10 protein-coding genes and 1 pseudogene are annotated in these 12,615 nt (G+C 69.8%); 2 read left to right on the plus strand and 9 right to left on the minus strand.

What is annotated here, in order from left to right; translation table 11 throughout:
• Positions 1–6: 6 nt before the first annotated feature.
• The 5 genes and pseudogenes from H7U32_RS05430 to radA form a co-directional block, all read right to left on the minus strand.
• On the minus strand, positions 7–873 hold the full coding sequence (locus H7U32_RS05430; RefSeq protein ID WP_204468762.1) for an ABC transporter substrate-binding protein: 867 nt from the start codon (positions 871–873) through the stop codon (positions 7–9).
• 113 nt (positions 874–986) lie between these two features.
• Positions 987–1,505: a cupin domain-containing protein gene (locus tag H7U32_RS05435; RefSeq protein ID WP_204468764.1), complete on the minus strand. Its 519-nt coding sequence runs from the start codon at positions 1,503–1,505 to the stop codon at positions 987–989.
• A gap of 152 nt (positions 1,506–1,657) precedes the next feature.
• A pseudogene (locus H7U32_RS05440) lies at positions 1,658–3,040 on the minus strand (amidohydrolase family protein); the annotation flags it as partial.
• Positions 3,037–4,479 (minus strand): adenosylhomocysteinase, encoded by a 1,443-nt coding sequence (locus H7U32_RS05445; protein WP_204468768.1) that lies wholly within the window; start codon positions 4,477–4,479, stop codon positions 3,037–3,039. The gene H7U32_RS05445 and the pseudogene H7U32_RS05440, both read right to left, overlap by 4 nt.
• A 190-nt stretch (positions 4,480–4,669) precedes the next feature.
• Positions 4,670–6,151 (minus strand): DNA repair protein RadA, encoded by a 1,482-nt coding sequence (gene radA / locus H7U32_RS05450; protein WP_204468769.1) that lies wholly within the window; start codon positions 6,149–6,151, stop codon positions 4,670–4,672.
• Positions 6,152–6,255: 104 nt separating this feature from the next.
• Between radA and H7U32_RS05455 the strand changes: the two genes are divergently transcribed.
• On the plus strand, positions 6,256–6,891 hold the full coding sequence (locus H7U32_RS05455) for a hypothetical protein (protein WP_204468771.1): 636 nt from the start codon (positions 6,256–6,258) through the stop codon (positions 6,889–6,891).
• Between the two features lie 136 nt (positions 6,892–7,027).
• Positions 7,028–7,117 carry a 30S ribosomal protein bS22 gene (locus tag H7U32_RS05460; protein WP_004268639.1) on the plus strand — a complete coding sequence of 30 codons (90 nt, stop codon included), beginning with the start codon at positions 7,028–7,030 and terminating at the stop codon, positions 7,115–7,117.
• Positions 7,118–7,398: 281 nt separating this feature from the next.
• On the opposite strand, the gene rpiA is transcribed toward H7U32_RS05460, so the two are convergent.
• From rpiA to pgm, 4 genes are all read right to left on the minus strand, one after another.
• On the minus strand, positions 7,399–8,097 hold the full coding sequence (gene rpiA / locus H7U32_RS05465; RefSeq protein ID WP_204468773.1) for a ribose-5-phosphate isomerase RpiA: 699 nt from the start codon (positions 8,095–8,097) through the stop codon (positions 7,399–7,401).
• A gap of 139 nt (positions 8,098–8,236) precedes the next feature.
• Complete coding sequence (locus tag H7U32_RS05470) at positions 8,237–9,349, minus strand: ribonuclease H family protein (protein ID WP_204468775.1); 1,113 nt, start codon at positions 9,347–9,349, stop codon at positions 8,237–8,239.
• A 133-nt stretch (positions 9,350–9,482) separates the two neighbouring features.
• Positions 9,483–10,226: a hypothetical protein gene (locus H7U32_RS05475; RefSeq protein WP_239457541.1), complete on the minus strand. Its 744-nt coding sequence runs from the start codon at positions 10,224–10,226 to the stop codon at positions 9,483–9,485.
• A 623-nt stretch (positions 10,227–10,849) separates the two neighbouring features.
• Positions 10,850–12,526, minus strand: coding sequence for a phosphoglucomutase (alpha-D-glucose-1,6-bisphosphate-dependent) (pgm, locus tag H7U32_RS05480; RefSeq protein ID WP_204468779.1), 1,677 nt, complete (start codon positions 12,524–12,526; stop codon positions 10,850–10,852).
• Positions 12,527–12,615 lie beyond the last annotated feature (89 nt).

The following is a 12,615-nucleotide window of genomic DNA, read 5'->3' on the forward strand; positions in this document are numbered from 1 at the left end:
GACGGCCTACTTGAGCTCGGGCAGGTTGGTGGTGTAGTCGGCCAGCCACTGCTTCTGCAGCTGCTCGATGGTGCCGTCCGCGGTCAGCTCGTCCACGGCCTTGGTCGTGGCCTTGGTGAGCGGGGAGCCCTTCGGCAGCACGATGCCCATGCCGTCCTTGTCCTCGGAGCCGGCGATGCGGCCGAGCACCTTCGCGTCCTTGACCTGGCCGGAGTCGACCATATACACGCACACGGTGGTGTCGGCCACGATGGCGTCCACCTGGCCGGCGTCAAGCGCCTGCGCGGTGGAGGCGTCGTCGTTGAAGGTCTGCACGTCGTCGGTGATGTCCTGCTTGGCGTACGTGTAGCCCTGGGTGCCCACGGTGGCGCCGATCACCGCGCCCTTGAGATCCGCGAGGCTGGTGGCGTTGGCATACTTGCCGTCCTTCTTCACGATGACGGCGCGCGTGTCCTTGTAGTAGCTGGAGGAGAAGTCCACGGCCTTCTTGCGCTCCGGGGTGATGCCGAACTGCTGGATGTTCATATCCCAGTCCTTGGCGCCCGGCGCGATGGCCGCGTCGAAGGAGGTGCTCGTCCACTTGACGTGGTCCTTGTCGAAGCCCATCTTCTCGGCCACCGCGTAGGCCAGCGCCGCCTCGTAGCCCTTGCCGGACTCCGGGTTGTCGTCGAGGACCCACGGCTCGTAGGCCGGATCACCGGTGGCGATGGTCAGCGTGCCCGGGGTGACGGTCTGCTGGGTGATGTCGCCGCTGCCTGCGGTGGCGTCGTTCGACTGGTCGCCGCCGCTGCCGCATGCCGCGGTCAGCGCGAGGGCCGCGGCGCAGACGCCGGCGGCGAGGGAACGGAGCAGATGCCTGCTATTGATTGCCATGATGGAGGTCCCTTCTTCCTGGGTGCCCGCCGGACGGGACCGGCGGGCTTTGCTATGGACGATGATGACGATAGATGCTGTACAGGATTGTAGTGACGGGCCGGGGACGAGCCTCAGCGGTCGAGCACGAAGCCGTCGAAGGTGAAGCCGGGGCTGACGACGCAGGAGACGAGCGCGTCCCCCGTGCCCGGCACCGTGCGTTGCCAGAGGCCGGCCGGCACGACCGCATGGCCGGCGACGGGGGCGCCGTCGCCGGCCGCGTCGGATGCCGCCGGCTCCGGTCCGTCGGGGACGGCCAGGCCGGCACCGAGGCGGATCGTCGTGGCGCCGGCCTCGTCCGGCCGTTCGCCGTCGCCGCCGAGCTGGAGTGTGACCGGCGCGGGGCCGTGCCACAGCCAGATCTCGTCGGCGTCCACCTTGTGCCAGGCGCTCGCGTCGCCCTGCGGCAGCAGGAAATAGATGAGCGAGGCCAGCGGCCGCCCATCCAACCCGCCGTCGGGATTGTCGGTGCGGTATGCCAGCGGCGACTGCCAGTCGCGCACATACCAGCCGCCCTCCGGATGCGCCTCCATGCCGAGGCGGGCCACGATGCCGCGCGCGTACCCGCTCATCTCCTCCAATGCGACGCTCATGCGTTGCTCCTTTCCGTGACGGTGGGTGACTGTGGCGGCTCCGGCTGCTGTATGGCCATGGCCGCGGCGTGGCGGCGGTGGGCGGCGATGGCGTCGTGGTCGATGTCCCGAGCCTGGCCGTGGCCGCGCAGCACCTCGCCTTCGCCGAGCGCGCCGGCGTCGTGGACGACGCGGCCCGAGAGCACCGTCGCCCGGTTCGTGCCGGCGCCGTGGCATACCAGCCGCTCCAGCGTCTCTTCGATGCCGTGCGGCGTGGCGACGTCCACCGGCACGTCGAGGAACGCGAGGTCGGCGGTGGCGCCCGCGTTGATCTGGCCGATGCGCCCGGCGCCCACATGCATGCCCAGCGCTTCGGCGCCGCCCAGCGTGACCATGCGGATGAGCCGATGCGTCAGATCCTCGCGGTCGTAGCCCTGCCCGCGCGCCAGGTCGTGGAGCATCGCCAGGTCGTCCAGCACGTCCAGGCTCGGCGAGCTGGACAGCGAGTCGGTGCCCACGGCCAGCAGGTTGCCCTCCTCCAGATACTCGCGGATGGGCGCGTCCCGGCCGGTCACCGTGATGCGGTTCGACCGCGGGCACAGCGCCACGCCCACACCGCGTTGGCGCAGGATGCGGCGGTCCTCGGCGTCCGCCCACACGCCGTGCGCGATGTGCACGTCTGGGCCGAGCGAGCCGAGCTGGTCGAGGAACTGGATGGCGGAGGCCTGCTTGCCGGCCTGCTTGAGCTGGCTGTAGCTGTCCCATTCGTGGTCGCGCCAGCCGGCCGCCGAATACGTGGTGAGCGTGGACTCGCCGCCGCCCGCCTCCATTGGCGTCTCCGCCAGATGGATGTGCAGGCGCATATCGAGCTGGCGGGCGATGTCCGGCAGATCCACGAAGGGCTCGGTTTCCAAGGTGTACGGCGCGTGCGGGCTGATGCCGATGCGCGGAAGGCCCTGGCGGCTCATGCGGCCCAGCTGGCTGACCAGATAGCCGATGCCTTCGGCGCGCCATTGCGCGTTGCCCCAGTTCATCACCTCCCAGTAGGCGATGCCGTGCAAGCCTTGCGAGGCGAGCGCCCCGGCCGCCTCCGGGTCGGTGACGATATCCGCCGCGGCCGTGGTGCCGGATTCGACCAGCATGGCCGCGCCCTCCTCGGCCGCATGGCGCCACGGGCTGACGTCCGACTGCTGGAGCCGTTCGTACACCTCGTCGAAGCCGCGCTCCCAGCCGTGGAAGTCCGCGTAGGAGCCCCGCCCCACGGCGGCCATCGCCGTGTACTGCAGATGCGTGTGCGCGTTGATCAGGCCAGGCATGATCAGCCCCCGCCAATGCCGTTCGCGCACGGTGGCGCCGGCGGCCAGGTCCTGGTCGAGCGCCCGGCGCAGCCAGCGGCGCGAACCGACATGCATGACGCGGCCGTCGGCCACCGCCACCGCGCCGTCCACGATGACCGGGCCGGTCACCGGGATGATGAGCGGCGCGCTGTACAGCGTCACATCCTCCAGCGGCTCGGGATGGGCGGCCGCATGCAACGGGTCGTAGGTCGTGGTCATCGTGCCTCCGAATGGGAATCGGCGAAGCGGGTGAGTGTCCAGTCGTAGCCGTTGTCGGCCACCGCGTGGCTGGCGGACTGGCCGCGTACGCGCAGCGCGGCCGTGGCGATGCGCCGGTCGCTTTCCGGCGGCAGCCGGTGCACGCCCGGTGTGAGCGCGCCGCGCGTGGCGAGCAGATGCGCGACGGCGGAGACCTGCACCGCGAAGCTCAGGTCCATGATCTCGATGGGATTGCCGCCACCGGCCGTGTAGTTGACGCCGTCGCCCTCGGCCAGCAGCCTGAGCCGGGGGCCGCCCGGCACTTGGATGGTCGTGAGGTCGCGGCCCACGCGGCGGGTGAAGCCGGGCACCTCGTCCAACGCGATCTCATTGGCGATACCGCCGATGACAGCAAGCGCCGTGCCGGGGCGCATCAGGCGCATATGCTCCACCGCGATGGTGTGGCGCACGCCGGTGGCCGAGACCACGATGTCCGCCTCCCGCACCGCCTGGTCGATGTCCTGCGCCGGGAAGCCGTCGAACACGGCCTTGAGCGCCGCCACCGGGTCCGTGTCGCACACCGTGACCCGCGCCCCGAGCGCGCGCACCCGCGTGGCGAAGCCGCGGCCCACCGGACCGTAGCCGACGACCGTCACGCGCGCGCCATGGAACGCGTCGTCGCCCAGGATGGCCTGCATCGTCGTCACGCAGGTCTCGCCGGTGCCATGCGCGTTGTCGAAGCCGGTTTTGAGCACGCTGTCGTTCACCGCGACCACCGGGAACGTGAGCGCGCTGGCCTGCGCCATCGCCTCGAAGGCGCGCACACCGCTTGTCGTCTCCTCGGCAACGCCGACGAGCCCTTCGATGAGCTCCGGCCGTTCGAGCGCGGCCAGACGGGCGAAGCTGGCGCCGTCGTCGATGATGATTTGGGGGCGGATCCGGTCGAGCAGCCGCAGCGCGCCCCGGTGCGTCTCCTCCGCGTCCCAGCGGACGTCGGCCTCGACCACCACGCCCTCGCGCCGCAGCTGGTCGGCGACGCGCTGGTCGGTGTCGGAGGGTTCGCAGAACACGCCCACCTGCGCGCCGGCTTCCCGCAGCGCGCGCAGCAGCACCGCGGTCTTCGGCTCCAGCACCAGGCATACCGCGATGCGCACGCCGGCGAGGTCCATGCCTTCCCCGGCCAGACGGTCCATGAGCTCGGCCAGCACGCGCATATGCCGCGCCGCATGGTCCATCGCCTCCAGACCCGAGGCCGTGCGCATATCCCGCTGCGGCGGCCGGGCCGCGTCGAACACGAAGTCCGATCCGCCGGCACCGGAGGCCTCGGCCATGCCCCATTGCGCGGCTTGCGCGGCGAAGTCGGCGCCGGCGCCGGCCGGCGGTATCACCATGGCGCCGGCCAACGAGCGGTTCGTGCGTTGGGACAGGCACGCCGCCCACGCGGCGAAGGAACGTTCCATCGGTCTCTCCTGGGGGTCGGGGAGGAACTGGGCAGGCCGGTCAGGCCGGCCTTGGGACTGACGCTGCCAGTCTAGGGGAGGCGGGGCCGTCGGGCCACGCCGGGGTGTCAGCACACGCCGGGCTATCGGCGCGTACCGGAAATACCAGCCCATACCGGGGTTTCGGCACGGATCAGGGGGAATCCAAGCATCAGGAGCGGGCGCTCACCCCCAATGCGGCCAAGGCGTCGCGCACGTCGGCCACCTCGACCAGCTCCATGCCCGGCACGGCCACGCGCCTGCGCAGCGGCGGCACCACCGCACGCGCGAAGCCCAGGCGCGCCGCCTCGCGCAACCGGTGCTCCAGGCGCGGCACCGGCCGCACCTGGCCCGTCAGGCTGATCTCGCCGATCGCGCAGGTGGTGCGGGGGATCGGGCGGTGCTTCGCCGCGCTCGCCAACGCGGCCACCACCGCCAGGTCGCAGCCCGGCTCCTTGGCCAGCCCGCCGGCGATCGTGGAGACATAGAGGTCGTTCGCCAGCAGGTTCACCTTGCCATGCCGGTAGAGCACCGCCGTGAGCATCGCGATGCGGCTCGCGTCCACGCCGTTGACCGCGCGGCGCGGCGTCGGCAGCACCGAGGCCGTGACCAGCGCCTGCACCTCGATGGGCAGGCTCCGGTGGCCGTCCACCGTGAACGTGACGCAAGTGCCCTCCACCGGTGCCTCGTCCCCGCCGGAACCCGCGCCGCCGGAGAGGAACAGCCCCGAGGGGTCGGCCACATCCTCGATGCCCTCGCCGCTCATGTCGAAGCAGCCCACCTCGTCCGTCGGCCCGAAGCGGTTCTTCACCGCCCGCAGCATCCGCAGCGCGGTCTCGGCGTCGCCTTCGAACTGGCAGACCACGTCCACCAGATGCTCCAGCGTGCGCGGGCCGGCGATCGAACCGTCCTTCGTCACGTGGCCCACCAGGAACACCGGCACGTCCAGGCTTTTGGCGGTGTCGATAAGCGCGCTCGCCACCTCGCGTACCTGTGTGGATCCGCCGGAGATGCCATCGACCTCCTGCGAGACGATGGTCTGCGCCGAATCGACCACCGCCAGCGCCGGCCGCTCCTGTTCGATCAGCGCCAGCACCGTGGCCAGGTCCGTCGTGGAGGCCAGCAGCAGATTCGGCTCCACCGCGTTGATGCGCGACGCCCGCAGCCGTACCTGCGCCTGTGATTCCTCGCCCGAGACATACAGCACCGTGGGCCGCGCCCCCGCCACCAGACGGACGCCGGCCCCGGCGGCGCCGCCTCCGCGCACCAGACGCGCCACATGCGCGGCGGTCTCCAACAGCAGCGTCGACTTGCCGATGCCCGGCTCGCCGGCCACCAGCGTCACCGACCCCGGCACCACGCCGCCGCCCAGCACCCGGTCGAACTCGGCGAATCCCGTCGGCAGCCGGGCCACATCGTCGGTGCCGACCTCGGTGATCGGCGTCGCCGCGCTGTCCGCGACGGCGCCCGCAGCCGTCGTGCGGGCGGTGCGCCCGGGCGCGGCGGTGCGCGAGCCCGCCGCACCGGCGCCGCCCCGCGGTTCGCGGAACTCGTCGATCGTGCCCCACTGGCCGCATTCGGGGCAGCGGCCGAACCACTTCGGTCCGCTCCAGCCGCATTCGGAGCACAGATACTGCACGCTTGCCTTTGCCATGACCCCACGATACCGCCGGATCGGCAAGTCGGTAAAAAATTACCGTGGTGATCGCGGTCGGTTCGGCGAACCCCGCGTCACGCGGCTGTGGGAGAATCGGAGCCATGACGAATACGCGCAGCAAATCCTCGCATGGCAAGCTCATCGCGGTCGTGGCCGCGGCGGCGGTGGTCATCGTGCTGGCCGTCGTCTCGGCCTTCGCATGGCCCGGCTGGGCGCTGCGCCACGACGGGGCCGACACCAAGGAGCCGGCCGCCACCGAGCCGACGAAACCCGCCATCAAAGCCACGGCGCTGCCCGAAGACGCCACCGAGCTGCTCAAGGCGATGCCGGACAGCGTGCTCGACTACGCGCGCATCAAGGCGGACGCCAGCACCACGTGGGCGGACGCCGCGCCGCTGGAGGAATACACGCTGATCTACGGCAAGGCCAAGGACGCGGCCGACGTGACCCTGATCGTCGCGCAGTGGTCGAGCGCCGACTCCGCCAAGAAACAGTTCCAGGCGCTGGACAAGGCCGCCGAGGGCGAGACCGGTGCCACCGGCGACGTCCGGGTGAACGGCGACATCACCGGCAGCTACGTCGTCAAAACCACCGGCGGCTCCGACGCCGACGGCAAGGATGGCTCCGCGACGCCCGTCGGCGACGCCACCGCCATCTGGCAGAACGACACCGTCGTGTTCCAGGCCACCGGCAAGGCCGCCGACGTCGAACGCTTCTACCCCAAGTTCCCGCTCTGAAGCCGTCCGGCGACCCGGTGCGCCGGCCCTGCGCCGCGGCGCATCCGGTTGGACGCGCGGTGACGAAAGTCTGAACAGCTGTGTATCATTGGGCGAGTTGCAAACTTTCCCTTGAGTTTAGGAATGGAGGCTTCAGATGGGTTCTGTCATCAAGAAGCGCCGCAAGCGGATGAGCAAGAAGAAGCACCGCAAGCTGCTGCGTAAGACCCGCCACCAGCGCAAGTAGTCTTTTCGGCGCATGGCGCCAGCAAGGCCCCGGACCGCATGAGGTCCGGGGCTTTGTCGTATCCGGGGCGCCGGGGCTGCCGGGCGCACTGGGGCTGACGGGCCCGCCGCGACAGGCCGACGGGGAACCTGGCCCTGCGCCGCGATACCCTCCCCATGCCCGGCGGCGCTTACGCGGAACCGGGAATACAGCGAGGCCTCCCGCCGTCGGACGGGAGGCCTCGCTGTTTGGTCGGTGGCCGGTGGCCGGCGGACATGCCGCGGCCGGCCACCGGCGTGCGCTCACTTGTTGGCGTTGGTCATCACGCGCGGGCCGTTCGGATCGCCCACAATCACCTTGTCCACCATGTTGAGGAACAGGCCGTGCTCGACCACGCCCACCATGGTGATGAGGTCCTCGGCCAGGTCCTGCGGGTGCTCGATGCGCCCGAGGTGCAGGTCCACCACATAGTTGTTCTCGTCGGTGCGCACCGGCTTGCCTTCGGCGTCGAGGCGCAGCGTGGGCTGGTAGCCCTTGGCCTCGAGCTTCTTGATCACATGGCCGGCGCCGAACGGAATCACCTCGACCGGCAGCGGGAACTGGCCGATGGTGTCCACCACCTTGGACTCGTCCACGATCCACACGATCTGGTTGGAGTTGATGGCCACGATCTTCTCCCACAGCAGGGCCGCGCCGCCGCCCTTGATGCCGTTGAAGTTCTTGTCCACCTCGTCGGCGCCGTCGATCGTGATGTCGATATGGTCCACGTCGTCGATGTCCACGATCTTGATGCCGTAGCCCTCGGCCTGCTCCTGCGTGCGGCGGGAGGTGGTGACGCCGGTGAACTCGAGGCCCTCCTCCTTGACGCGGCGGCCCAGCTCATCCACCAGGAACTTGACGGTGGAACCGGTGCCCAGGCCGGCGATCATGCCGTTCTGGATCAGCTTCGCGGCCTCGATGCCGGCCGCCTTCTTCAGCGCATCCTGCTGTGCCTTGTCCATAATGCTCCTTGTCTGCGTGGCCGCGGCCCGACGCCGTCGGGCGTGTGTTGCCATCGGTTGTGCGAACGGCTCCATCCTACCGCCGATGTCGGATTGTGTGAGGTCGTGTCCGATTGTGTTCGACGTTCCCGCCGCCGGCTCAGCGGCGCAGGAACCGGGCTCCGTCGAGCGTCAGCCTGCCGTCGCCGTCCACATGGCCGCTTACCTCGATGTAGCCATGCACCGGGATCGGTTCTCCGGTGAAGGTCGGGCTCGTCCGCGGCGCGGGGGCGAAGACGGCCGTTCCCGAAACCCTCAGGCCGGTGTCCTTGAGCTCCGGGGCGGGAGCCGGCCGCGACGGCGCCGCGCCGGCCGCGCCGTCGTCGGTCGCGGCTGCGGGGACGGGCTCGGCCGCGGTGATGGGCTTGGATTCGGCCGCGGGCCCGGTCGTGGGCTCGGGGCCGGTCGTGGGGTCGGCCGCCGACGCAGGGGCGGCCGACTGTTCCACGGGTTGTTTCACGGAGTCATCGTTGTGGTTCACAGGATGTTTCACAGGATGTTCCACGGAATCGTCGGCAGGGACGCCGCCCTCGGCCGCGGACTCCGGCGAGGGGCCGGGCTGGCCGGGGGCGTCGGTGCGGGAGTCCGGCGTGCTGGCCACGCCGCCGCCCGCCGTCGCCTGCGTGGGGGAGTCGAGCGCGAGCTGGACGTCGGGCGGCACGTCGAGGCCGTCCGCGTATTCGGAGGCGACCAACGACTGCCAGCCCTCCAACGGCAGGTAGCCATCCTGCGCGCCGGAGCGGCAGTCGCCGGCGTAGGTGCGTGCCAGGTCGTCGACGAGCTCGTTGCCCGCGTTGCCGGCGTGCCCCTTCACCCAGGTGAAGCGCACCGGGCCGGGGCGGCGGCTCATCTCGGCGTCGATGGCCTTGATGACCGCGGCGTTCTTCACCGGCTTCTTCTGCGAGTTGCGCCAGCCGTTGCGCTTCCAGCCGTGGACCCACTTCGTCGCGCAGTTGATCGCGTATTGCGAATCCGTCTCGATGCGCAACGGTTCCGGACCGGGGTGCGCGCGCAGCGCCTCGAGCACCGCGCACAGCTCGCCGATCTGGTTCGTGCCGTTCGTCGCGCCGCCCGCGCCGTACCCGTGTCCGTCATGGCGATGGCCGGGGCTGCCGCCGGCATCCTTCGCATGGTCGGCCCAGGCCCAGCCCATCGGGCCGTTGGGATTGCCCAGCGCCGATCCGTCGGTGGACACCACGATTTCGCTCACCATGCCTGACCTGCCTGTTCCGGTCGCTCGGCGGACGCCGTCATCGTCTCAGTCATAGCCCTCCACCCTACGGCCCGCCGCCGAAAAAAGCGCGCAAGAGGCGCGCTGCCGGGACCGGTGTGATGATGCGCGGCGGTCACCGCGCGCGGGGCACGCCGTGTTCGCGTAGCTTCGCGTCAAGAGGGATCCGGTCGAACGCATCCCTGAAGGTGAACCGCACGATGTCGCTGACTCCGGCGCGAGCCAGCCCCTGCTGCCGCTGCCGTTCCGCGGCGACGACCGCATCGACGTCCCGGCCCTTCGTCATGTCGACGTCGACGTATTTGCGCCGTCCGTCGAGCTCTCCAGCGATGATGCGCCCATCCGGCAGCCTCCATGCGAAATCGACCCGGTACCGTTGCCCGGTCTCGGGGTCGACGAAGGCCATCTGCGCCAACGGCGCCATATACCCCAGTTCGACGATCGTGCCCAGGGCCAACGATTCGCCGCCGTTCTCGCATCGCGGGTCGGCATACCTCGTCAAACGGAGGATCGGCAGACAGTCGCGGTGCATCCTGCCGCATACCGCGAACAGGTCGTTCAGCGAGACGCCGTTGGCCAGCGCCGAGTTCATGATGGGCAGCGCCGAACGGAAAGGCAGCAGCAGTCCGCAGTCGACGACGGTGCGGGCCATCGTCGTTACACGCAGACCATCGGCGGTGACGATGGGTTCGTGAGGAGCAGCGATCCGCAGAATCCGGGCGTCGCTTCTGACTCCGCCGTGGCGGCGCGAGATGACCATGATCGGCTGGTCGGTGTGCAGACCCCATTGGTGCTCGAGTCCATGCGCGGTGGCGGCGACGAGACCGCCGAACGCCCATCGCGGGTGGAGTTGCGCCAAGCTCCGGGCGATGCACATCGCTCGCTCACGTGGGTTCAAGGCCTTCCAGTATGCGGTCCTGGCATACAGATTCGGGTATGGCCGCGTCACCTCCCCTGCCAGGAGACGCCGTTGCAACGCCTTCTGGAGAGGCATCGGGGCGCCATGCGCCAGCCGTTGGTTCTGCTCCGCTTCGTCGAGTAGCGATTCCAATGCGTGATGTGTTCTCATGCCCGGACCATATCCGCGGAGAGTGGTGCTTGGCCAGCCGCACCGGGCATTGTGGTCGGATCCTACGCTCCGGGCGTGTCGCGGTATATGCGGTTCCGGGTGGTTTGGCTACCCGTGGGGTGCAAGACTGGACGCTGGCGGGCTGCTAGCGGGGGAATGGGCTCCCTGTGGGGTGCAAGATTGGACGTTAAGGGGCTGCCGGCGGGTGGTTTGGCTACCCGTGGGGTGCGGGATTGGACGCTGAGGGGCCGCCAGCGGGCAGATCGGCTCCCCCCCCCCACACACACAAGGAGCCGCACCTGACGGCACAAGGCCCGCTGCGACCGGAACCGACCCCTAAGGAAGGGGTGGTCCGGCCGCAGCGGGCCTTGCGTCATTGCGCCCTGATGGGCTTCGTCAGCCTAATTGGGGCGTCACTCGCCGAGGGCCTTGTCCACCACCTGGGTGGCCTCGTCGAGCACCTTGTCCAGCGCCTCGGGGGAGACGAAGGACTCGGCGTACACCTTGTAGATGTTCTCGGTGCCGGAGGGGCGGGCCGCGAACCAGTTGTCCTTGGTCGCGACCTTGAGGCCGCCGATCTTCGCGCCGTTGCCCGGCGCCTCCGTCAGCTTGGCCTCGATGGGCTCGCCGGCCAGCGTGGTGGCGGTCACGTCGTCGCCGGACAGGGCCGCGAACTTGGCCTTCTGTTCCAGCGTGGTCGGGGTGTCCACGCGCTTGTACCAGCTCTCGCCGAAGCGCTCCACCTGCTCCTGGTGCAGCTGGGCCGGGTTCTTGCCGGTCTTGGCGGTGATCTCCGCGGCCAGCAGATCGGGGATCAGACCGTCCTTGTCGGTGGTCCACACGCGGCCGTCACGGCGCAGGAAGCTCATGCCGGAGCTCTCCTCGCCGCCGAAGGCCACCTCGCCCTTGAACAGCGGGTCGACGAACCACTTGAAGCCGACCGGCACCTCCACGAGCTTGGCGCCGATGGACGCGGCCACACGGTCGATGAGCGAGGAGGAGACCAGCGTCTTGCCGATGCCGGCGCCCTTCGGCCAGTCGGGGCGGGCGCCGCCGAACAGGTACTCCACGCACACGGCGATGTAATGGTTCGGGTTCATCACGCCCCAGTTCGGGCAGACGATGCCGTGGCGGTCGGCGTCCGGATCGGTGCCGCCCACCAGGTCGTACTTGTCCCAGGCGCCGGCGTTGAGCTCGTCCACCAGACCCTTCATCGCGTAGGGGGAGGAGGGGTCCATGCGGATCTTGCCGTCGTGGTCGATCGTCATGAAGCGCCAGGTGGGATCCACCTCGGGGCGGATCACGCCGATGTTCGTGCCGTACTTCTCGTTCATCAGCGGCCAGTAGTTGACCGATGCGCCGCCGAGCGGGTCGATGCCCAGGCGCACGCCGGAGGAGCGGATGAGGTCGAAGTCGATGACGTTGGCCAGGTCGTCCACGTAGTGCTCGCGGTAGTCGAAGCCCTCCACGTACTCGGACTTGACGGCCTGCTCGTAGGGCACGCGCTTGATGGACTTGTAGTCGCCGAGCAGCTCGTTGGCGCGCGCGGCGATGGCCTCGGTGACCTCGGCCGGGGCCGGGCCGCCGGTGACCGGGTCGTACTTGAAGCCGCCGTCGGTGGGCGGGTTGTGCGACGGGGTGACGACGATGCCGTCGGCCAGGCCTTCGCCGGTGAAGCGCTGGGTGCCGTCGGCGGCGCGGTTGTGCGTCAGGATCGCCTGGGAGACGACCGGGGTGGGCACGAAGTCGCCGCGGGAGTCGACGCGCACGTGCACGCCGTTGGCGACGAGCACCTCGATGGCGGTCTTTTCCGCCGGCTCGGACAGGGCGTGGGTGTCGCGGCCGATGTACAGCGGGCCGGTGACGCCGGCCTTCTTGCGGTACTCCGCGATGGCCTGCGTGATGGCCACGATGTGGGCCTCGTTGAACGAGGTCTTCAGGGACGAGCCACGGTGGCCGGAGGTGCCGAAGATGACGCGCTGTTCGGGGACCGTGGGGTCCGGGACCGCGTCATAGTACTTGCCGATGACCTCGTCGACGTTGATCAGATCTGCTGGGGTGGCGGGCATGCCCGCATTGTTAGCTACCATGCCTCCCCATTATAGCCATATGGCGTCGCGTTTTGTTACTTGTTGTGCGTTTATGTGTGGGATTGTGGGCGTTTGTGAGCTCCATGGGT

The sequence above is a fragment of the Bifidobacterium pullorum subsp. saeculare genome, from assembly GCF_016899725.1.
Classification (GTDB): Bacteria; Actinomycetota; Actinomycetes; order Actinomycetales; family Bifidobacteriaceae; genus Bifidobacterium; species Bifidobacterium pullorum_C.

Excerpts from the sequence above, each read along its gene's own strand:
- H7U32_RS05430 (WP_204468762.1), bottom strand. The coding sequence starts at position 873 with ATGGCAATCAATAGCAGGCATCTGCTCCGTTCCCTCGCCGCCGGCGTC.
- H7U32_RS05435 (WP_204468764.1), bottom strand. The coding sequence starts at position 1,505 with ATGAGCGTCGCATTGGAGGAGATGAGCGGGTACGCGCGCGGCATCGTG.
- H7U32_RS05445 (WP_204468768.1), bottom strand. The coding sequence starts at position 4,479 with ATGGAACGTTCCTTCGCCGCGTGGGCGGCGTGCCTGTCCCAACGCACG.
- radA (WP_204468769.1), bottom strand. The coding sequence starts at position 6,151 with ATGGCAAAGGCAAGCGTGCAGTATCTGTGCTCCGAATGCGGCTGGAGC.
- H7U32_RS05455 (WP_204468771.1), top strand. The coding sequence starts at position 6,256 with ATGACGAATACGCGCAGCAAATCCTCGCATGGCAAGCTCATCGCGGTC.
- H7U32_RS05460 (WP_004268639.1), top strand. The coding sequence starts at position 7,028 with ATGGGTTCTGTCATCAAGAAGCGCCGCAAGCGGATGAGCAAGAAGAAG.
- rpiA (WP_204468773.1), bottom strand. The coding sequence starts at position 8,097 with ATGGACAAGGCACAGCAGGATGCGCTGAAGAAGGCGGCCGGCATCGAG.
- H7U32_RS05470 (WP_204468775.1), bottom strand. The coding sequence starts at position 9,349 with ATGGTGAGCGAAATCGTGGTGTCCACCGACGGATCGGCGCTGGGCAAT.
- pgm (WP_204468779.1), bottom strand. The coding sequence starts at position 12,526 with ATGGTAGCTAACAATGCGGGCATGCCCGCCACCCCAGCAGATCTGATC.